The following is a 19,997-nucleotide window of genomic DNA, read 5'->3' as shown; positions in this document are numbered from 1 at the left end:
AGCTCACTGGATTGAAAATGGCTATATCCCATCTAAACTGCATTGCCCATATTACTGTAAAAATGAATTTATATTAAAAACTAGCGGATTTATTTGTAACTATTATGTATAAATCATCATCCCAAAAGATCCAGATATTTACAACTTTAAAAGATTGTATTTTGCTACCCGTGTTATCAAAATTATTAAAATATTCTCAGTATTTCTTTTTAATATTAAATCTTAACTGATGAAAGGCATCTGCGGCATAAAGCGCGATCGCATGGGCAAAAAATGGTATCGAGTCCAAAAGCTGAAAGCAATATTTGTCCTAACATTGGCAGTTGTATTTACTAATGCTGTAGTTTCATATAGCAACACTGTAAAGCTAATTTACAACCAGCAATGGCTAGCATACTCCTATAAATTTATTACCCAAATTGAAAGTATCCAATCTACACTCAAAGATACTGAAACTGCACAACGTAGTTATTTAATTACAGGAAATGCAGATGATTTACAAACTTATCTTGCAGCTTATCAACAAATAAATATCAATATTCAGATTTTAAAAAACCTAACTGCCAATAACTATCAAAAGCAGGAGTGGATTGCTTTTTTGGAGCCGAAAATTACCAAGAGGCTCAACATTTTACAACAAGAAATTTACCTCAAAAAAAACCAAGGATTAGAAGCAGTTCGGCAGCAAATATTATCTGATAATGACAACCAAACTGGCAAAGAGATTCAACAACTAATTAACGACTCTTTAGAGGTAGAGCAAAAGTTATTACATCAGGGAATGCAGCAGTCGCAAGCAAATTCTCAAAAGGCGATAGTGACATTTTTTATCGCTGCGATTGTGGATTTGGTACTGGTGGCATTGCTATATGAGTTGTTGTGGCGTTATATCAGGCAACTTCAGCAGACGGAACTGGCCCTACGCCAAAGCGAAAACCGTTTACGGGCCATGATAGATGCAGAACCAGAATGCATCAAGTTAATTGCCGGGGATGGAACCCTTTTAGACATTAATGCAGAAGGGTTGGCAATGATGGAAGTTGAAAGTGCTGATGTATTGATTGGTAAACCAATTGATGCCGTAATTGTGCCAGAGTATAGAGCAGCTTTTGCAGACTTGCATAAAAGTATCTGCCAAGGTAACAGGGGGACTTTGGAGTTTGAAATTGTGGGATTTAAAGGTACTCGTCGCTACATAGAAACTCATGCTGTACCACTGCGTAACGAATCTGATGGCACGTTTATTCATTTGGCACTGATGCGAGATGTAACTCAGCAAAAGCAGGCAAAACAGAAAATCCGCGAACAAGGGTTGTTGCTGGATGTATCAACTGAGGGAATTGTGGTACGAAATATCCACAACCAAATCTTATTTTGGAATCAAGGTGCGGAACGTCTGTATGGCTGGAAGGCTGAGGAAGTTGTGGGTAAGAATGTTTTGCAACTTTTGTATAAAGATTCACCACAGCTAGAAGATGCTTACTTGAAAGTGATGACTACAGGTGAGTGGCGAGGTGAATTGCATCAACTAACAAGGGAAGGTAAAGTAATTATCGTTGAAAGTCGGTGGATACTGATTCGAGATGATAATGGACAAACTAAGTCCATTTTGAGTGTGAACACCGAGATTACGCAGCAGAAACAACTAGAAGCTCAACTTTTGCGATCGCAACGTTTGGAGAGTATTGGGACGCTAGCTGGCGGTATCGTCCACGATCTCAACAATATACTATCCCCAATTTTAATGTCAGTTCAACTGTTGCAGAAGAAATTGCCTGATTCGCAGAGTCAGCAAATACTGCAAACTTTAGAAAATAATGTTAAACGCGGCGCTAATTTGCTCAAGCAAGTATTATCTTTTGCACGGGGTATTGAAAGCAAACCAACAATTGTGCAAATTCAGCCTTTGATGGCAGAAATTGAGCAAGTTATCGCTCAAACTTTCCCAAAATCTATTATCTGCCAAATAGATATCCCTAAAAATCTCTGGTATGTCCGTGGAGATATAACTCAAATACATCAGGTGCTGATAAATTTAGTAGTTAACGCCCGTGATGCCATGCCCAATGGCGGTATATTGAGGATTGCAGCAGAAAATCTGGTGATTGGCGAACGTTCTGCACAGATCAATATTGATGCTAAAGTGGGTTCTTATGTTGCGATCGTAGTGACTGATACTGGTATGGGGATGTCGTCGGAAGTCCAGCAACGGATTTTTGAACCATTTTTTACTACCAAAGAAGTAGGCAAAGGTACAGGTTTAGGGCTTTCTACAGCGTTGGGTATCATTAAGAATCACGGTGGTTTTGTCAATGTTTACAGTCAGGTAGGTAGAGGAACTCAATTTACAGTCTATTTACCTGCCTTAACATTCAGAGACACACATTTGCTGTCTCAAGAACTGGAATCGGTTACAGGAAATGGCTAATTTATCTTGGTGGTGAAAGTATTACAGACTAGAAAAAATCCTATTAACCAAAACTCTTTGCCAACGTTGGAAATTGGTTACTAGAAATAAAAAATATCAGTTAATATGATACGCCGTTATCACTATTGTCTTGTCTGGACTATATATGGACTCGACTCTTGGGTATTCGTTATGAATCCACCATACTTTTATTCTATTAGCCTGTGCAGGTGCGCTACCAGAGATTGAATACCCTGCCTGAGTCATTAAGGTTTCAAAAGTATTTGAGTCGAGAACCGTACAATTAAAAGCTGTTAGTCCCTGTATTTGATGTCTGTTTAGGGTCATAGCTACCCTGGTAAGTCGTAAAAATCCTATATCCTGGTAATACTAACGCAATTCCAGTGTAACTGTGAATTTTACCGGGATATTTATAGGGAATATCATCTGGTACGCTCCCACCAATGCGAAAACTAAAACCCAATAGCCATATATATAAACCAGGTAGTAGTAAATCCATGCTATACGCAATAGCTCTCATTGCCTCATTTTCTTTGAAAGAAGCAGAATTTCTAGCTATAGCGAATTTTTTGGAGATATTTTTCACGTTTGTGTTTTGTAACATGGTCTTAATTTCAATCCCCAATATCCCCAATAGGGATTTTAGTGAGTTTCAAGCGTTTCAATCCCCAATAGGGATTTTAGTAAGTTTCAAGCGTTTCAATCCCTATCAGGGATGAGGTGTTTTGCAACCTGATGGATATCATTATATAATGATACTAATTAAAGTTTCAATCCCTATCAGGGATGAGATGTTTTGCAACGAGAAATCATAATCCAGTCGTTTACAGGGAGTGGGACAGAAGTTTAAATCCCTATCAGGGATGAGGTGTTTTGCAACGGCTGACCTTTGAAAGCTTTGCTGTATTTGGGTTTTAAAGTTTAGTTGCCCGGATGTGTACATAATAGCAAAGTTTTCAAGCTCTTGTAAGAGTAGAAAGTCTTTAAAATACTTATACTGCAAGGTGCGCGACAGTTAATCGAATAAGGCTCAAAATTCAAAATTCAAAATTCAAAATTCAAAATTAATGATCCCCATCAATAAATTTAGGGGTTGTATCATGAGTCGTTTTCGGTCATAGTTACCTCTCAAGCTTGCTAATTGTAGCGTAGCACTAGTAAGAATTTAGCTTGCTATTCAAAGGCTCAATATATGCTTCTAGAGTATCTTTAACTTTAGAAGGTTGACGAACTGGAGCGATCGCAGAATAATCTGGTTTTACTGTCCAGTCGTAATGGCGAAGCAGTGTGGAAAGCACAATTTTCATTTCCATTTGAGCAAATTCCATGCCTAAACAACTGTGCGAACCATGACCAAAACCCACTAATGCTAAGGGATGTTTTTTATCTTCTTCACGAGGTGGTGCAAAGCGATCGGGGTCGAAGCGATCGGGGTCGGCGTACAATTCTGGTAAGCGGTGAGTCAGCATCGGCGAAATAGTCACAAACCAACCTGCTGGGATACGATAGCCTCCATACTCAATATCCTTGAGAACACCACGATTATAGGCATACACTGGCGGATAAAGCCGTTCTACTTCTTTTAACACGTTGGTTAACTGCGGAAGTTGTTTGAGATGAGACAGGCTCAAGGGATTATTTCCTACAACTGCTAATTGTTCTTGGCGCAGTCGTTCTCGCCATTCTGGGTGATTACCTAATTCAAATATTACCCAAGTTAGCAAGGAAGCTGTAGTCTCATGTCCAGCAAATAGTAATAATAAAGCTTCGTTGATTACCTGTGTTTCGCCTAATTTATTGCCGTCTTCATCAACAGCCGCTAGCAGCAATCCCAAAACATCTTTTGATTGCTCTAAGTTACCCTGCTCAATACGCTGGGCGATCGCTTCACGCAAAAAAGCCACTAACTTAACCCTAGCATTTTGACCGCGACCATATAAAGTAAAAGGAAGATTCCATTTGAATATTGCCATACTGCTCTCTAGCAGTTGCGTAAACCACTGACTGGTTTGCTCAACTTCACTCTTGTTCTGACTTCCCAAAAATAGGCGAGTTGCAACCATTAGAGTAAGCTGGCGGAAACTAGAATTTAAGGAAATTGTTTCTCGCTTCCCCCAATCTTTGAGGAAGTCTTGCACAATATTTTGGATGGTGTCGAAATATGTAGCGATCGCTTTTCCGTGAAATGCTGGATACATTAAGCGACGAGTTAGCCGATGTTCTTCCCCATCTTGTAATAAAATATTGTTGCCAAATGTTGATTCTAAAAAATACCACCCTATCCGCGACGACATATTTTCCGCTTGTTCCACCAGCACCAGGCGATTAGCATCAGGGCCAATTAAATAAGCACGTTTACGCCCCAGAACGCTCGTCTTAAAAACTGAACCATACTGCTGGAATCGTCCCCATAAATACAACTCTGAATCCCGAAATATTTCCAAAGTCTCCCCCAGAATGGGTAAGCCATAGCTACCAGGAATTTCATCGGCGGATTTTAGCTGCCGCATATTTAACTACCTCCAGCAAGAATCAGCTACATTATCTCCTTAATTGTAAAGCGCAGTTAGGTTTTGCAAATCCAAATTACCAATCGCGGTAGAGTTTTTCTGCGTAGAACATAATCTCTTCATTCGGCAATCTAATTTTCGGTTTTTGCCGAGGATACAAACTTTCAACTGCACCTGTATCCTGTTCAATAACAGTTGCTGCTGCTTTTAAAACGGAATTCTTGAACAGAAATTTCATCAAAGGATTGACGACTTTGGCATACATCAAAATAAACGTTTTGGTGATTTTTTCTGTTTCTGGGTAGAGAATATGAACTTGAGCAATATCACCAATAGGTGTTTTAGTAAAAAAAGCTGTAGTTGAAGGAAAAGCGTATTCGAGTTTGTTAATAAGAGTTTTAGGCAAGATTCCCAAAATAGGATTTTTGATAATTTCTACTAGCGTGTTATTGGCTCTCTTCAGTTCTTGTTTGACTGTGGCATAATATCCTTTTTCTTCAAAAGAGCTTACATGACAATATTTAATTTTAAATAATTCTTTATGAGTACCATTTTGGTGGTTATAGTCATAGTTAACCATCAGATTAGTCAAAAAATCACCCTGAATACTTTTGTCCCCAGTTACTCCGATGAACTCGTAATCATCGGCAATTTTCTGATGCAAATCTGGGATGGGCAATGTTGGCTCAAACCCGGCATAAGTCCAGATGGAATCATTGCTAATAATTAGCTCTAATGGTTTGGTAATTGGCTGAGTGTCTTTTTTATCTCCTTGCTGTAGTCTGCCTTGTCCATCAAATTCTAGTGCATGAAAGGGGCAAATAATAGTATTTTTATCTTGACAAATCCATCCGTCTGATAAGGGTGCTTGCATGTGGGGACAGATGTTATCAAGGGCAAAAACTTCACCTTTTCGACTTTGCCAAATCACATAATCCTGTCCGTTTAAAGTAATTTTATTAGGTTTATTCACTCTTAATGTAGATTTGTGCGCGATTAACCAAGGCGCACCCGGTAAAATTGGTTCCATTTTTCCTCCAAAATATTGATAATTGATTGAAAAATTGCTAGATGCGTTAGCAAAAGGTAACGAAATTTTGAAACTTAAAAATTGTAGACAAGCTAGTGTCACCTGTCCGAATCTCAATTGGGATAATTAAAGTCTTATCTGTAATGGACGAACTAATACTACCGAGCATTTACTCGGCTAACTTTGGCTACTGCATAGATGAGTTATGAAATTAACTAAAAAATTAGTTAATTGTTATTAATGTAATAAATTTCATCTTCCATGTCAACTACTAACGAATTTTTTAGTTAATATATTTTCGTTATGATCATGGAGCAACGTGGGTAGTTCAACAGAGTCCAAATTCTCATCTAAAAAGCCGCGTCAGGTGCGCGATGCAGAGGCGACGAAAAAGCAGATTCTTGATGCGGCGGAAGCGGAGTTTGCCAGAAATGGACTTCAAGGGGCGCGGACAGAGGCGATCGCTAGAGGTGCAGGTGTCACCACAGCAATGATTTACTACTACTTCCAGAGCAAGGAAGGACTATACCAAGCTGTTCTGCAACGTCCGGCGGTGGAGATGCACGAAGGGCTGGGACAGCTAAATTTGGATCGGTTTCCACCAGAGGAAGCTTTGAAGCTGCTAGTCAAAGAAGCGATCGCTTATGAAGCTGCTCACCCGCACAGAGGAATGCTTTGGTTTCAAGAAGCAAACCAAAATCAGGGGAAGTATTTCAAACAGGGAAATTGGCAAGAAAATTTTAGCTATCTCATCAATATTTTAGAGCGGGGGATGGCGGAAGGTTGTTTTCGTCAGATCGATCCATTTCTTACCACTCTGCATATTATTGGGGTTTGTAATATGTACTTCAACGCTTACGAAAACATTAAGCATACTAGACCTGATTTGCAACTACTGAGTCCAGAAATGATTGAGCAGCATACTCAAGCAGCAGTTAATTTTATTGTGGCTGGTGTGCGACGAATTGGGGATTGAATTTGCAATTATGTTTATAAATGCAAACTTTTTAAAGGGTAAAAAATATTTTGCTTTGCATCAAATGCGTATGCTTGAACATAAGATTTTTTAAAATTAGCCAACTTATTTTTTAAATCTACATTACCTGACCAACCTGAATTTATATATTGTGAGCCGTAAAGTCCTGAAATATCTGGTCTTACCTGTCCTATCGGTAGGATATCAAACACTATCAAACCATTAGATTCATTTGGGTAAGCTAATACTACAGCATCTGCTATTCTCGTTGGTAGTTTAGCCCATCCACCAATTTTAAAAGAACCATTTTGGTCTTCTTGGATAAAATCAATATAGCCCCATTCACCCTGATTATATATTTTTATATCATTCACAATTCCAGGACGCAAGATATTTAATTGGCTTAGATTTTTAAATCTTGCAATTATTAAATTTAATTTTGAAGAATATATAGAATTAATAGAGGGAGATAGCATCATAATACAGTCATCTTTTTGATAAATATTGACTAACTGAATACAACTTTTGCTATAGTTATACTTGTATTGCCATTGTTCTAACTCTTGCAAAATTGTACTTGGATAATTTTTATTAATGTAAAATGCAGTTATTATACTTAAAAAATAAAAACTTAAATTTTTTAAATTTCGATTATATTTGAATAAATATAAGATAATTACCATTATTGATAATGGTAGATAAACTAGATGAATAATATAATCAACTCTTAGTGCATTCTCATTAGACATTGGTAATCTAGTAATAGTGTTTACTATTCCTAGTGCAATAGTATAAGAGCCAATAGCAAACCATACTATAATTTCTTCTTTAAGGCATTTTAAATTTAAGATTAGCAACAGAGTAAAGGTAATGAATAAAACTAATCCTATAAATATATCTAATTCATAAGAATTTCCCAAAATATTGCCCATAAATGCCAAAAAATAAGCTATGATATCTTGCCAAGAATATTTAACTATTTCACTTGCTTTTGTATGATGGTATGGATGGACATAATTTCTAAAATAAAAAATAGTTGATATTGCAAACAATAATATAAATGAACCTGTAGATTTCAATTTTTCATTCAAGCTAATTTTGTTATTAGAAATAACAAATATCAGTGACACAACCCATGTAACAATGCCTCCAGAAAAAGAATATTGTGATACCGCACAAAAAAATGAATATAACGAGATTTTTAGGTTTTGATTTATATTTGATCGAAAAATTAATGCATTTACTATTAAACAAGCATCAGGGATTAATCTATGTATAGTGATGCCTCGCAACCATCTACTAAAAGAGGACGGTGAGAATAATAAAAAATCATAAATAATTAGAAAAAAGATATTTTTATAAAAGCTTTTATTTGTTAATAATAACAATAAATAAATTAAAAGTGACATGAGAAAAGCAAAATGTAATCCTATTATCATTTCTGCTTTCACATTCCATTCATTTAAAATTGCTGCCAAAACAACAGATATTATATTTGGAATTAACTTTCTACTTTCATTATGTTGTTTATAAAGTATTGAAAAAGATAATTGATTATTAAAAAAACTTTCTATTTGTTCACCGGGTACTTTCCATTGATCTAGTATCGGAATATTTACACCATATAAATATATTATCACTATCCATATTCCATATATTGTTAGTGGCAATAAAAATACTAAGTTGCGTTTTTTTAAAATTAGAGTTTTGATATAATTTATCATATAAATAATTGTAATTTATTTAACATTTGCTAAATGTATAGAGCAGCGATAAGACCAATATCGGATTACTTCAAAGACTAAGTTGCTATCCTATATATGCGTTCTTCTCATAAAGAACCAAGTCAAATTAATCACATACTATTGAGAAAAATCAAGTAGAAGGCTTACACATTGACAAATTAGACAACATGTATTCAAAAAGAAGGATAACAAATAAAAAGCAAAAAATAAGCAACGCTTGTGGGATAAAAATAGCACCTGATATCACAAGTCATTTGCCGGACATGAGATGAGTCAGTATAAGTATTTTTTGTAGGTGATGGTGCCTAAAAATTTTGCGAGGCACTTTAGCGCGATCGCAGATCGCGCTAAAGTGACAACCGTAACGCTTTGCTACTATTCTGAGAACGAAGAAGAACGCAATAAAGCCGTTATGAATTACGCATAGTGTTATTAGCTTTCAACTTCGGATAAGCAATCCGTTTGTGATTAAATTGCTGCCAAACATCCACAAATATCTGGGCAATTTGCGACATCTCTTCCCGTTTTAGTCCTGAATCTACAAGTTGGTTGTCTTGCCATTTAGCACGCAGAATATTATTCAACATTGCTAAAGCTTGTTCGGTGGAGACATCTTTAAGCAATGGTTTCTCTCCTACAGATTTAGCCGATGCTTGCAGCGATCGCAGCGCCGCTTCACAAGAATCTGCTAACATGACAATTCCGGTTTCCCGTGATTGGGGAATCGGCCCATCGTAGCGAAAATCTGCGTCGTCTACTGTTAAACTTGGATCTAACTGAGCCATTTGCTGGGCTTGATGATGGAAATAGGCAATCAACATCGTTCCCTGATGCTCTGGAATAAAAGCTTGAATTGCTGTCGGCAAAAGGTGTTTACGCGCCATCACCAACCCTTCAGTTACGTGCTTTTTGATAATCTCTGCACTCTTCCAAGGATCTTTAATCTCTGTATCATGTTTATTCGGCCCCCCCATTTGATTTTCAATAAAGCCAAGTGGGTCGTGCATTTTACCAATATCGTGATATAATGTCCCAGCCCTGACTAATTCAACATTGCATCCTAGTTCTTTGGCAGCAGCTTCGGCAAGGGTAGCCACAAATAAGGTGTGTTGAAAAGTTCCGGGAGTTTCTGTAGCGAGTCGTTTTAATAACGGGCGGTTAGGGTTCGCCAACTCTGCTAGGCGGATGGGAGTAACTAAATCAAAAACTTTTTCGAGATAAGGACTCAACCCTAAAGCTACAACACTCCAGGCTAAACCGGATAAAGCAAACAATCCGGCTTCTCGGAGGACAATATACCAGGTTGAACCAAATACTTGACCAATTAAGATTTTAACAAGCAGGTAAATACCGCCCTGAGTTAAAGCGATCGCAACTCCTAATAAAGCCAATTCTTCACGCGATCGCAATCGTTGTGCTATGTAACTACCTAATATTGCCCCAGCAACACCTGCTAAAAGGGCAGCCTTGCTCATATCTAAACTAATAGCTAATATCGGCGACAGCAGCCCAACAACTGTTAACCCCAAGATTGGGCCGTAAAAGCTTCCCAACAATAAACCAAGGGCGCTCCAGGTGGTATAAGGCAATCCCATTGTCACCAATCCTGGCACACTTAGAGTTAGCAATAACACCAAAAGGCGATCGCGTTGTCGCAATTCATAATCAATATGTCGCTCTACCCAGACAAAAATGCCAATGGCGATCGCAATTAACCCTCCTAATTTCACCAACCCCCGCCATTTTACCTCCCGGCGAACCAGGCGATAATGCTCCAACACCTGAAAGTTCCATGCTGTAATTTGCACTCCTCTTTTGACAATTACCTCACCATGCCGTACCTTTACCATCACGGGCGGGACTCCAGCAGCAGCCTTTTGAGCGTTTTCTCTGGTTTGTTCTTCATCTTTTTGCAGATTCGGCTTAAGTACAGCCAACAACAAGTTCTTTGCCAAAAGTTCGGCGGACTCTGGTACAAAGGACTGCAATTGTAAACTTACCGCATCCTGTAAAATATTTTTTGGTAGTCCCTGTGGGATGCCTTGGGTGAGAATCCGCTCTGCACTCTGATGGATTCCCATTTGTGTTTTGTCCCAGTCCACATCTGATAAATCCAAAAGCAGGGATTCTTCGTACACTGCTTCTGAAGTAACAGTCTTTAACTGTAAAAGTTTGGCGGTGGCTTGGGTATATCTTTTGCGCGTTTGGGAAATTTGGGCAATCAGTAAAGACAAGTTTTTCTCAGAAGTTGTGACGCGGTAAGATTCTAGTTCTGCAACTGCTTGAGTAAAGTCAGTATTTTGAGAAAAATCAACTGGTGTCTTCTGTGGGGTTGTGCGCGGTTGGCGTTCAGTTGATGATGGACGTGATAAGGCGGGAGTTTGTCTCTTCTGCTGATTTTTACTATTTTCTGTAGCCAATAGCACCGCTTGCCACTGTGACTCAGGACAAGAACGGAGGTAACGCTGGGTAGAGATGGGCATAACTACAGAATCAAAAAAAGGAAAAGCTCCAGCAACGGCGCGAATTTCGTTACCATCATCTAGAAGTTGTTGCAAATTTTCGTTGATTTGTTCGTTCATTCGCGCATCCAGCATCAACACTTGTAAGGAGCTTCTACTGACGGCTTTGCGCTCGGCTTCTGTTTTTTTCTGATCTTCGATGCTAGTTGTGTAAGGTGCTGTAATGGTTTGGGGCGCGGGATGCCCTACTTGGAGTTGAGTTTGGTTGTAGAATTTTTGTCCAATAACACCTGTAAGGGATAGGATAGCGATCGCTAAAATTACCCAGGAACGCTGTTCATGCACCCAACCTAAACAGACTGTACAATAAGTACTCTTAGTTTTGACCGATTTTGCCTTTGACTGGAGCGCTCTTTCTTGTTTTCGGCGATTATTTTTCTCATTGGTTTTTGATAAAAATAAGATTACATTCTTCAGGGCAGTCTTTAGAAGTTTCTCTCTATGGCTTTTGCTTTTAGGATTTCTCATTAACTTTCCCTTACGGCGTAGTCCTTTGTACTGTCGCCGCCAGTGAGTCAATTGCTGGGTTAAGAACTGCAAAAATTCCTGCATTTTCATTATCTCTGCCTGCAATTGCCTACTTTGATAGCTCAAAAAAAGACAATCATCAGGGAAGTTTGATCTGGTAATATTGCAACTACAGTGGCGCAAGCTAATTCGTAATTCGTAATTATTGTTAACGCGACCGAATCACACGAGGGGCTGCGTAAACTGAAAGTAAAGCTATGTCACATCCCTTGTCTGTTAACTCCTCGGGATTTAGAGCAATATTATACACTCCTGACCACACCGCCACAAAAGCATCGGTCAATTCTAACATTTGGGAAAAGCTAGTTAGTCCCCATACTGGGGAATTGCTTTGTAAGAGCAAGACTTGCCAATTTACGGGAATTGAGCCAATACCGTTATGTGCCCCTGATAAAGCACCAGTAATTGCACCTGTCGCCTGTGAGCTTACAGATGTAGAATTATCATTGTAAGTAGCCCGCAAAACTGCAAGGCGAAAGTCTTCTAAGGTACTCAAAAAGCAGTAAAATGCCATAGCAATAGTGTTACTGAGTTTTTCTTCCCTAGCGAACTCAGCTTGCGCCTTTGATAATCCCGCTCCTTGTTCTAATAAATTCTGGACTTTTAATAATTTTTTTGGTATTGATGTCGGCGTTTCACCAAGAAAAGCAATTGTTTGTGGGATGAGGGTAAGAGGGTTGAGTTTTTCGGTTAGGGCAAGAGCGATCGCATAAGCTACCGCTAATGTTCCATCCCTTACTACTGGGTCATCTTCCCAGATTTTGAGTACATGCAGCAAGTTTTGCCGCAACTTCATCGGATTTTCGTGAAAAAAAAGTGCTATTGGTAGTGTGGCAATAATTATTTTTATTGATAGATCGTCAGTTGCTGCTAAATGAAGAGATTCTTGTTGCTGACGCGCTATCCAATCATCTAAATCTAATCTACCCAACGCAATCAAACTCTCAGTACCCAGAATCGCCATTCTGCCCAAATCTGGGTAACTCTGAGACTGTATTTTACCACCAGGGGCTAAACTTCCCCCCAAAAATGCTCCAAGGAGAGTACCTCTAAACCGACTTATAGGAGAGTAACGCATAAATTATGTAGTTAAAAATGAGTAGTGAGGAGTGAGGAGTTAATGAAATATCGCTAATTCCTAACTTTACTACCAACTACTAATTCCTAAATCTTAACTCCCGTACAGACAAAAGTTTTTCGCGTCTCTACTCCTAACTTCTAACTCCTAACTCTCAAATGATTCACCAAAGCTTGTAAGCCCAACAAGTAACTTTGAACACCAAAACCACTTATTTGCCCGATCGCAACTGGGGCGATGTATGAATGATGGCGAAAATCTTCCCGGCGGTATATATTACTCAGATGTACTTCGACTGTGGGCAAGTTAACAGCCGCGATCGCATCTCGCAAAGCCACACTTGTGTGAGTATACGCCCCAGCATTAATCAAAATCCCCTGATGTTGTCCTAACGCCTCATGAATAGTATCTACCAAAATTCCTTCATGATTTGACTGCAAAGGAAAAACTTTCGCCTGTAACTTGAATCCTTCTTCTTCTAACAGGCGATTAATTTCAGCTAGTGTCAACGAGCCATAAATTCCTGGTTCTCGCTGTCCTAGCAAATTTAAGTTTGGCCCATGCAATGCCAGAATGCTTAAGGGTTGCGATGTCGAGTTCAACACTTTGGGTTTAGTGGCGACGACGCGAGCGATCGTTCACAGGAATCGGAATCAGTTCCGGTTCCGGTTCAGCCTCTGGCCCTAACAGGCTTTCAATTAGCCTGCGAGCTAATTCCTTAAGCTTTTCCAGCACCTTTTCTATATAGTCCATGAACTGAACGCTCCTGAGATACTACCTCAATTTTTGATTAACAGGTACGCATAAAATGGCATATTGTCGCACCTCTGGCTTCCAAGCGGGCTGAAACACAATCCCGTATTTGGGATATAAGCCACTTCTAAAATTTGGCGTTGTGTTCTCCCTTACTTTTTAGAGTATCACACTTGCAACCTACAGAACTGCATCCTATCAGGGATAAATATCAAGGGTCAAGAGCTTCAAGATCGGACTTTGGACTCTTGACTACGAATTTTAAATTTACTATGGCGTAGGGTTCGCGTTCGCGTAGCGTCTCGTAGAGAAGCGGTAGCGAGTCATTGAGCGTCCGTAGGAGCGTCTTTGAATTGTACACCTACAAGGGGGTTGCACTGCGCTGAAAGGGTTCCGCGACATAAGGGACTTCCAAATAAATATCCCATCGCTATGTAGGCAGAGGGGCAGGGGGCAGGGAGCAGGGGGAAAGAAAGTCGTTTTGCAGGAGTGAAATTGGATAATTTATTTCTTGGAGTTCCCTAAATAAAGTTAAGTAGCATTGAGGTATGAACCCCAAAATTCTTTTAATCCAGAATCCAAAATTAGCTGACTTGCAGTTAGCCTTCTTTTGTGCCCTTTTTCTTTGCAGCCGTCGTTGATTTAGCAGTTGACTTAGATTTGGAACTCGTTGATTTAGTCGTTTTGCGAGTCGATTTCGCTGTTGATGCCTTAGCTGCCAACAAGTTCAGCGCCTCAGCCAGGGTTATATCTTCAACCGTTTGACCTTCTGGAATACTCGCATTAGTTTTGCCATGCTTAATATAAGGGCCATAGGGGCCATCGTAGATGTTAATTGTTTCTTCATCATCTGGATGTGTACCCAATTCGCGTAAGGCTGCCTTGGACTTGCTATTGGTGGAACTGCGTCCCTTTTTCGGTTCTGATAATAATTCCAATGCACGTTCTAGGGTAATTGTCAATACATTGTCAGCAGCTTTTAGGGAACGGTAGTCTTTCCCTTCCTTACCCTGGTCATGAACCACATAAGGCCCGAAGCGCCCCAAACTTGCTTGGATTTTGCCGTTAGTCACCGGATGAACTCCCAATGTTCGGGGTAGTGCCAACAGACCAACAGCCATTTCTAAGGTAACGGTTTCTGGGGTAACACCCTTGGGTAGAGAGGCTTGTTTCGGTTTGGGGTTTTCGTCGGTTTTGTCGCCCAATTGGACATAAGGCCCATAAGCACCAATTTTCACATAAATCGGTTCGCCAGTTTCGGGATGTCTACCTACCTGGTCAGGGCCTGTGGTTTTTTGCCGCAGCAATACTTCTACCTGTTTGGGGTCGAGGTCGGCTGGTGTCAAGTCTTTGGGAATTGAAGCGGTGATTACCCCCTCACCATTTTCGACTTCAATGTAGGGGCCATATTTACCAATGCGGACTTTGGCATCTAGATTTTCCAGTTCTACAGTTCTAGCTTTGGTGGCATCAATTTGGCTTTCCCTTTCTTTTACCAGGGTTTCCAGCCCTTTTTCTCCTAGATAAAATTTTTGCAAGTAGGGCAGCCATTTTGCCTCACCTGTAGAAATGTCATCAAGGGTTTGCTCCATCTTCGAGGTAAAACTAGGATCAACGATGTCTGGGAAATGTTTTTCTAGTAAATCGGTGACGGCAAAAGCTGTAAAGGTGGGAATAAGAGCGTTACTCACCAAATGGGCATAACCTTTGTCGATGATTGTGCCAATGATGCTAGCGTAGGTACTGGGACGACCGATACCTTCACTTTCTAAGGTTTTCACTAAAGTTGCTTCGGTGAATCTAGCTGGCGGTTGGGTTTCGTGCCCGACTGCTTCCAGTTCTGTACAATCGGGGCGATCGCCTACTTTCAGATTCGGCAAAATTACTTCCTGGTCTTCCAGTGCTGCTTCTGGGTCATCTGAACCTTCGACGTAGGCGCGTAAGTAGCCAGGAAATTCAATCCGTTTGCCAGAAGAACGGAATCCCGCATCCTCGACTTGCAATTGCACGCTAATCTGAGTTTGGCGGGAATCAGCCATTTGACAGGCAACAGTCCGCTTCCAAATCAAATCGTAAACGGCAAGTTCTCGACCGCCCAAACCAGTTTCTTGGGGGGTGCGAAAGGTGCTACCTGCTGGACGAATTGCTTCGTGTGCCTCTTGTGCGCCTTTAGATTTGGTGGTGTATTGCCGGGGTTGGGGGCTGAGGTATTGTTGACCGTAAAGTTTTTCTACAGAACTTCGAGCAGCTGCGATCGCTTGATCTGACAAATGCACCGAATCTGTCCGCATATAGGTAATATACCCTTGCTCGTACAAATTCTGGGCAACACGCATTGTATCGCGGGCTGAGAGGCGCAGTTTCCGGTTAGATTCTTGTTGCAGCGTCGAGGTAGTGAACGGTGGCGACGGCTTGCGCGTCACTGGGCGTTCTTCCATCTCGGTAACACTCCAGGTTTTCCCAGTTAGGCGTTCCTTGAGGGCGATCGCTTGGTCTTCGTTGAGTAACAAGACATTGCGACCTGCGGTAATTTGTCCAGTTGTTGCGTCAAAATCGCTACCGTTAGCGATTTTCATTCCTGCCAATGTTACCAACTGAGCAGCAAAGGGCATTTTTTCCTTTGACAAACTGGCTTTCAAATCCCAGTACGTACCCTCATGGAAAGCGCGGCGTTGGCGTTCCCTAGTGACTAAAAGCCGCACAGCTACAGATTGCACTCGCCCAGCAGATAATCCCCAGGCGATTTTTTTCCATAGCAGTGGAGACAGGGTATAGCCCACAAGTCGATCTAAAATTCGGCGCGTTTCTTGGGCGCGAACCAACTGCTCATCAATATTGCGGCAGTCTTTCAGAGCTTTTTTGATCGCCTCTTGGGTAATTTCGTGAAACACCATCCGCTTTGTCGGAACTTTCGGTTTCAGCAATTGGTATAAATGCCAACTAATGCTTTCACCTTCCCGGTCTTCGTCTGTTGCCAGAATCAGTTCATCTACATCTTTAAGGGCATCTTTAAGCTGGGTGACAATTTTCTTTTTGTCTTTCGGGACAACATATACCGGTTCAAAGTCGGCGTCCACATTTACCCCTAGCTGCGCCCATGTTTCCCCCTTGACGGCAGCAGGAATTTCACTAGCCGACTGAGGTAAGTCACGCACATGACCCATAGACGCTTCCACCCGATAGCCTGCTGGCAAGTAGTTGCGAATGGTACGAGCTTTGGTTGGAGATTCGACGATGACAAGAGTTGACATGGAAATTTCAATAAAAAGAATAGCAACTAAGCTAAACAGTCAAATTGAGGTAATTTTTGCAAATTGTCAAGATAAAAGGTCGCGCTTAGGGCGGTGATTTAATCCTCACATAAACTGTCTGCTTGGGAGAAAACCCCCTGAACTTATGCCCAGTCTGTCCCAGAGGATAGATGAGGCTACGCTGGATGTGAATTTCCAGCTATTTCAATCTTTAACTTATCTAACGCATAATTGGCGACTACAGTTTTAAAATTTGGGAATTGGGAATGGGGAATGGGGAATGGGGAATGGGAAAGAGTTTTTTAAAATTTAATACTCAATGCCTAATACTTCCCCTTACTTCAGCTTCTCTATGAGATGTTATGCGACCGCTTAGTACAATTCCCAATTCCCAATTCCCAACTCCATATAGCTTGTGCCAAAATTAAACCAAACTTGAGAGCAAAAGCGAAGTAGGGTTTGTACCCATGTCAGGAAAGCAAAACTATGCAACCGATTCGTCAAGGTGATGTAATTTTACTGCCTGTACAGCAAATTAAAGGACAAAAAATACCTCACTTAACTTTGGCAGAAGGCGAAGTTACGGGGCATAAACATCGCATTACTGAGGGAAATGCCGAATTATACGATAAAGATAGCACACTATACTTGCGTGTCTTTTCAGAGTCGGCATTGCTAGCTCATGAAGAGCATAAAGCTATTTCTATTCCCCAAGGTGATTGGATGGTGAAAATTCAGAGGGAATATGAGCCGGAAGGTTGGCGTTATGTCGCTGATTGAAAATTTAACGCCTGAGCAAGAGGCTTTAATTCCAGTTTATCGGGAAAAGTGGCAGAAAATTGCGCTTTCGACCGAGCGGATTGATCGTGAAAAAGCAGCAGAAGCCGTAAAAGCTGCCTATCTTGCAATTGACTTTGACTATGAAGAGCCGGAAATCTTTTTTCAGGATAGTCCTTATGCAGCCTGCAACTGGATGCTAAAACGGCTTTCACCTCAATTTATTGACAGTTATCTCAATGAACCTAATAGTTTAGGGAGCTTTTTATCGGCTCATTTCTTTCACGAACTTTCGAGTAAACTCGATCAACAGTTTGGAAACCAAGTTCGTAGGCAATTAGATAACTGTTTTGATTATGTGATAGATGATCCTTCAAATCATGAAATATACAACGACTTAAGTGAAAAATTTAGCACTCAAGTAAATGAGCAATTAGAGGATCATTCGTGGTGGATTACAATCCAACTTAATGATTGCTTTAAACCTGGAAGTCACTATAATTGGATGACTGGGTTTGATTTTTTTGTCTCTGTCTTGAACATTGATCATCCTCAACAGGAATGGAAAGTATTTCAATCTTTAATTCAAGAATGTGGTTGGTTGTTTGCGTATGATGATATTTGTATAATATGCGATCGCCCCCTTCACCTGCGCTTCGACAATGAAAATCGCCTCCACGCTGAAGGCGAACCTGCCATTGAATTTACTGATGGATATAGCCTTTACTCCTACCACGGCGTAACTTTGCCTGAAAAGTATGGTAAAATCCACCCGCAGCAATGGCAATCTCGATGGCTTTTAACAGAAGAAAACGCCGAACTACGCCGAGTGTTAATTCAGGGTATTGGTTACGCTAGAATCTCCCAAGAACTACAAGCTATTGAATTAGATAATTGGCAAGAATACACGCTATTAAAAATAGATGCTGATGTTGATGAAGAACCAATTTACTTATTAAAAATGACTTGCCCTAGCACAAGCTTTATTCACGCCTTGCGAGTTCCACCGAATATGAAATCAGCGCGTGAAGCAATTGGCTGGGTAAATTGGGGTGTAGATCCAGAGGAATTTGGTGAGCAAACATAGCTGCTTCAGCGTATTGCGCCCTAACTCTTTTTAAAAAGGAAGTAATTAATAATAAATCTTCAACTGGATTTGATATTACTTGATATGAGACTTCAATTGCACTTTTGATTGCTGCCACAATCCCAGATGCTTATTTTTAGCATTAGCTTCTGCAATTAAAAATTGCGTTTTACTCTCGTAGCAATTTTGTAAAGTTTCTCGGTCAACTACAGCATTACCTGACTCTACCAAAAGAAGATTTACTGACCGATTATCCACATACACTTCCCCAACTGTACTACCATTTTCAAGCTGTTCTGTGCTTCTAATCACGACAGGAGTTTTCGGTGGTAGTAGCTGTTTTAATCTTTTTGTTGCTGCTAATGTATATGCCTGTTCAGTTGCCTTTGGTACATTAATACATGCTAGCTTGACTGGAATTGTTTTTCCGGCATTATCTTTAACCAAAATTGTGTTTCCGTCTGTAACACCAACTACTGTAGCTAGCACCAACATTAGTTCAAATAATTCCATCATTTTCTATAGAAATCATATTTGATTTTTGAACGAAATTAGGTATTGTAGAGTGTGTTATAACAGAGTTCGTAACGCACTATGATCAAGGGTTTGATGCGTTACGCTGTCGCTAACACATCCTACGGATATTTTCTCTACATAAAACCAGATTCTTATATGTAAGAATTTATGCATAAATATAATGTTATTGCAGTACTAAAGTTGCTAGTGTGAGTTAAATCACAAAAGGCTATTTACTTGATAAACGCTTTGTAATCTTCAATTAACTTTGCCAAGCGGGATGCAAGAAATGGGCTTGCGTCCTGTAAAGCTTCATAAATCTGAATACCTTCTTCTCGATATCGAACAATTTTGTCTCGATTCCAATAATGTGGTGGTGCTTGTAGATTGGTGATTCTATCTGCTAATTTCACCATCCATATTTCTTGTGGTTGCTTTTTGATCCTTTGTAAACTATCTGCCATTTGCAGATGTTTTGCTAGATTTTCATCTTTGGTCAATGCAAGTACACCATTAGCTACTGATTCACCAAATTCGGTTTTTATATCCTCGAATGTTGTATCAGTATCTTCGATGGTGTCATGTAAAATAGCACATTGAATAGCAAGATTTCCATCATGTGTCTCTACACTTAAGGCTGCAATTACTTCCATACTTACAAAATTTAAGTGCATGAGGTAAGGTATTTCTGAACCTGGCATTTTCTGACCTTGATGGGCGTAGGCTGCTTTCTTGAAAGCTTTAATGTAAGTTTCTTGTGACCAGTTTTTTGGGCTAAGTTGATATTTTTCCATTT

General features: G+C 40.1%; 15 protein-coding genes. 4 read left to right on the top strand and 11 right to left on the bottom strand.

The window, feature by feature from the left end:
* Positions 1 to 229 precede the first annotated feature (229 nt).
* The gene (locus tag RMZ41_RS16715) at positions 230 to 2,428 is read left to right on the top strand and encodes a PAS domain S-box protein (protein WP_322643614.1); all 2,199 of its coding nucleotides are present in this window, start codon (positions 230 to 232) and stop codon (positions 2,426 to 2,428) included.
* Positions 2,429 to 2,711: 283 nt separating this feature from the next.
* Here RMZ41_RS16715 and RMZ41_RS16710 read toward each other — a convergent pair whose 3' ends face one another.
* The 3 genes from RMZ41_RS16710 to RMZ41_RS16700 all read right to left on the bottom strand — a co-directional run bounded on the left by RMZ41_RS16710 (position 2,712) and on the right by RMZ41_RS16700 (position 5,968).
* On the bottom strand, positions 2,712 to 2,948 hold the full coding sequence (locus RMZ41_RS16710; RefSeq protein ID WP_322643615.1) for a hypothetical protein: 237 nt from the start codon (positions 2,946 to 2,948) through the stop codon (positions 2,712 to 2,714).
* A 634-nt stretch (positions 2,949 to 3,582) separates the two neighbouring features.
* The gene (locus tag RMZ41_RS16705; RefSeq protein ID WP_322643616.1) at positions 3,583 to 4,938 is read right to left on the bottom strand and encodes a cytochrome P450; all 1,356 of its coding nucleotides are present in this window, start codon (positions 4,936 to 4,938) and stop codon (positions 3,583 to 3,585) included.
* A 76-nt stretch (positions 4,939 to 5,014) separates the two neighbouring features.
* Entirely contained in the window at positions 5,015 to 5,968 is a 954-nt protein-coding gene (locus tag RMZ41_RS16700) for a Rieske 2Fe-2S domain-containing protein (RefSeq protein ID WP_322643617.1), read from the bottom strand.
* A 319-nt stretch (positions 5,969 to 6,287) separates the two neighbouring features.
* Between RMZ41_RS16700 and RMZ41_RS16695 the strand changes: the two genes are divergently transcribed.
* Positions 6,288 to 6,944 carry a TetR/AcrR family transcriptional regulator gene (locus tag RMZ41_RS16695; RefSeq protein ID WP_322643618.1) on the top strand — a complete coding sequence of 219 codons (657 nt, stop codon included), beginning with the start codon at positions 6,288 to 6,290 and terminating at the stop codon, positions 6,942 to 6,944.
* A gap of 14 nt (positions 6,945 to 6,958) precedes the next feature.
* Here RMZ41_RS16695 and RMZ41_RS16690 read toward each other — a convergent pair whose 3' ends face one another.
* From RMZ41_RS16690 to topA, 6 genes are all read right to left on the bottom strand, one after another.
* Positions 6,959 to 8,668, bottom strand: a complete 1,710-nt coding sequence (locus RMZ41_RS16690) for a hypothetical protein (protein WP_322643619.1) — start codon at positions 8,666 to 8,668, stop codon at positions 6,959 to 6,961.
* 431 nt (positions 8,669 to 9,099) lie between these two features.
* Positions 9,100 to 11,769, bottom strand: coding sequence for an HD family phosphohydrolase (locus RMZ41_RS16685; protein WP_322643620.1), 2,670 nt, complete (start codon positions 11,767 to 11,769; stop codon positions 9,100 to 9,102).
* 118 nt (positions 11,770 to 11,887) lie between these two features.
* On the bottom strand, positions 11,888 to 12,817 hold the full coding sequence (locus RMZ41_RS16680) for an ADP-ribosylglycohydrolase family protein (protein WP_322643621.1): 930 nt from the start codon (positions 12,815 to 12,817) through the stop codon (positions 11,888 to 11,890).
* A 140-nt stretch (positions 12,818 to 12,957) separates the two neighbouring features.
* Positions 12,958 to 13,422, bottom strand: a complete 465-nt coding sequence (aroQ, locus tag RMZ41_RS16675; RefSeq protein ID WP_322643622.1) for a type II 3-dehydroquinate dehydratase — start codon at positions 13,420 to 13,422, stop codon at positions 12,958 to 12,960.
* A 7-nt stretch (positions 13,423 to 13,429) separates the two neighbouring features.
* Positions 13,430 to 13,570, bottom strand: coding sequence for a hypothetical protein (locus RMZ41_RS16670; RefSeq protein ID WP_012410890.1), 141 nt, complete (start codon positions 13,568 to 13,570; stop codon positions 13,430 to 13,432).
* A gap of 599 nt (positions 13,571 to 14,169) precedes the next feature.
* On the bottom strand, positions 14,170 to 16,821 hold the full coding sequence (gene topA / locus RMZ41_RS16665) for a type I DNA topoisomerase (protein WP_322643623.1): 2,652 nt from the start codon (positions 16,819 to 16,821) through the stop codon (positions 14,170 to 14,172).
* Positions 16,822 to 17,307: 486 nt separating this feature from the next.
* Between topA and RMZ41_RS16660 the strand changes: the two genes are divergently transcribed.
* Together RMZ41_RS16660 and RMZ41_RS16655 are read left to right on the top strand one after the other, a co-directional pair.
* A complete protein-coding gene (locus tag RMZ41_RS16660; protein WP_322643624.1) occupies positions 17,308 to 17,601 on the top strand; it encodes a hypothetical protein in 294 nt (97 codons plus the stop codon).
* The gene (locus RMZ41_RS16655) at positions 17,567 to 18,685 is read left to right on the top strand and encodes a DUF6745 domain-containing protein (protein ID WP_322643625.1); all 1,119 of its coding nucleotides are present in this window, start codon (positions 17,567 to 17,569) and stop codon (positions 18,683 to 18,685) included. The genes RMZ41_RS16660 and RMZ41_RS16655 overlap by 35 nt, the downstream gene beginning before the upstream one ends.
* A 75-nt stretch (positions 18,686 to 18,760) precedes the next feature.
* Here RMZ41_RS16655 and RMZ41_RS16650 read toward each other — a convergent pair whose 3' ends face one another.
* Together RMZ41_RS16650 and RMZ41_RS16645 are read right to left on the bottom strand one after the other, a co-directional pair.
* Positions 18,761 to 19,201 (bottom strand): thermonuclease family protein, encoded by a 441-nt coding sequence (locus RMZ41_RS16650; RefSeq protein WP_322643626.1) that lies wholly within the window; start codon positions 19,199 to 19,201, stop codon positions 18,761 to 18,763.
* Between the two features lie 233 nt (positions 19,202 to 19,434).
* On the bottom strand, positions 19,435 to 19,995 hold the full coding sequence (locus RMZ41_RS16645) for an HD domain-containing protein (RefSeq protein ID WP_322643627.1): 561 nt from the start codon (positions 19,993 to 19,995) through the stop codon (positions 19,435 to 19,437).
* Positions 19,996 to 19,997 lie beyond the last annotated feature (2 nt).

It is taken from the genome of Nostoc sp. DedVER02, from assembly GCF_034530675.2.
In the GTDB taxonomy this organism is placed as follows: domain Bacteria; phylum Cyanobacteriota; class Cyanobacteriia; order Cyanobacteriales; family Nostocaceae; genus Nostoc.
Note: the sequence above shows the minus strand (reverse complement) of the source record. Positions and strands in the feature narration are given on the sequence as shown.

Excerpts from the sequence above, each read along its gene's own strand:
- RMZ41_RS16715 (WP_322643614.1), top strand. The coding sequence starts at position 230 with ATGAAAGGCATCTGCGGCATAAAGCGCGATCGCATGGGCAAAAAATGG.
- RMZ41_RS16710 (WP_322643615.1), bottom strand. The coding sequence starts at position 2,948 with ATGAGAGCTATTGCGTATAGCATGGATTTACTACTACCTGGTTTATAT.
- RMZ41_RS16705 (WP_322643616.1), bottom strand. The coding sequence starts at position 4,938 with ATGCGGCAGCTAAAATCCGCCGATGAAATTCCTGGTAGCTATGGCTTA.
- RMZ41_RS16700 (WP_322643617.1), bottom strand. The coding sequence starts at position 5,968 with ATGGAACCAATTTTACCGGGTGCGCCTTGGTTAATCGCGCACAAATCT.
- RMZ41_RS16690 (WP_322643619.1), bottom strand. The coding sequence starts at position 8,668 with ATGATAAATTATATCAAAACTCTAATTTTAAAAAAACGCAACTTAGTA.
- RMZ41_RS16685 (WP_322643620.1), bottom strand. The coding sequence starts at position 11,769 with ATGAAAATGCAGGAATTTTTGCAGTTCTTAACCCAGCAATTGACTCAC.
- RMZ41_RS16680 (WP_322643621.1), bottom strand. The coding sequence starts at position 12,817 with ATGCGTTACTCTCCTATAAGTCGGTTTAGAGGTACTCTCCTTGGAGCA.
- RMZ41_RS16670 (WP_012410890.1), bottom strand. The coding sequence starts at position 13,570 with ATGGACTATATAGAAAAGGTGCTGGAAAAGCTTAAGGAATTAGCTCGC.
- topA (WP_322643623.1), bottom strand. The coding sequence starts at position 16,821 with ATGTCAACTCTTGTCATCGTCGAATCTCCAACCAAAGCTCGTACCATT.
- RMZ41_RS16660 (WP_322643624.1), top strand. The coding sequence starts at position 17,308 with ATGCAACCGATTCGTCAAGGTGATGTAATTTTACTGCCTGTACAGCAA.
- RMZ41_RS16655 (WP_322643625.1), top strand. The coding sequence starts at position 17,567 with ATGAGCCGGAAGGTTGGCGTTATGTCGCTGATTGAAAATTTAACGCCT.
- RMZ41_RS16650 (WP_322643626.1), bottom strand. The coding sequence starts at position 19,201 with ATGATGGAATTATTTGAACTAATGTTGGTGCTAGCTACAGTAGTTGGT.
- RMZ41_RS16645 (WP_322643627.1), bottom strand. The coding sequence starts at position 19,995 with ATGGAAAAATATCAACTTAGCCCAAAAAACTGGTCACAAGAAACTTAC.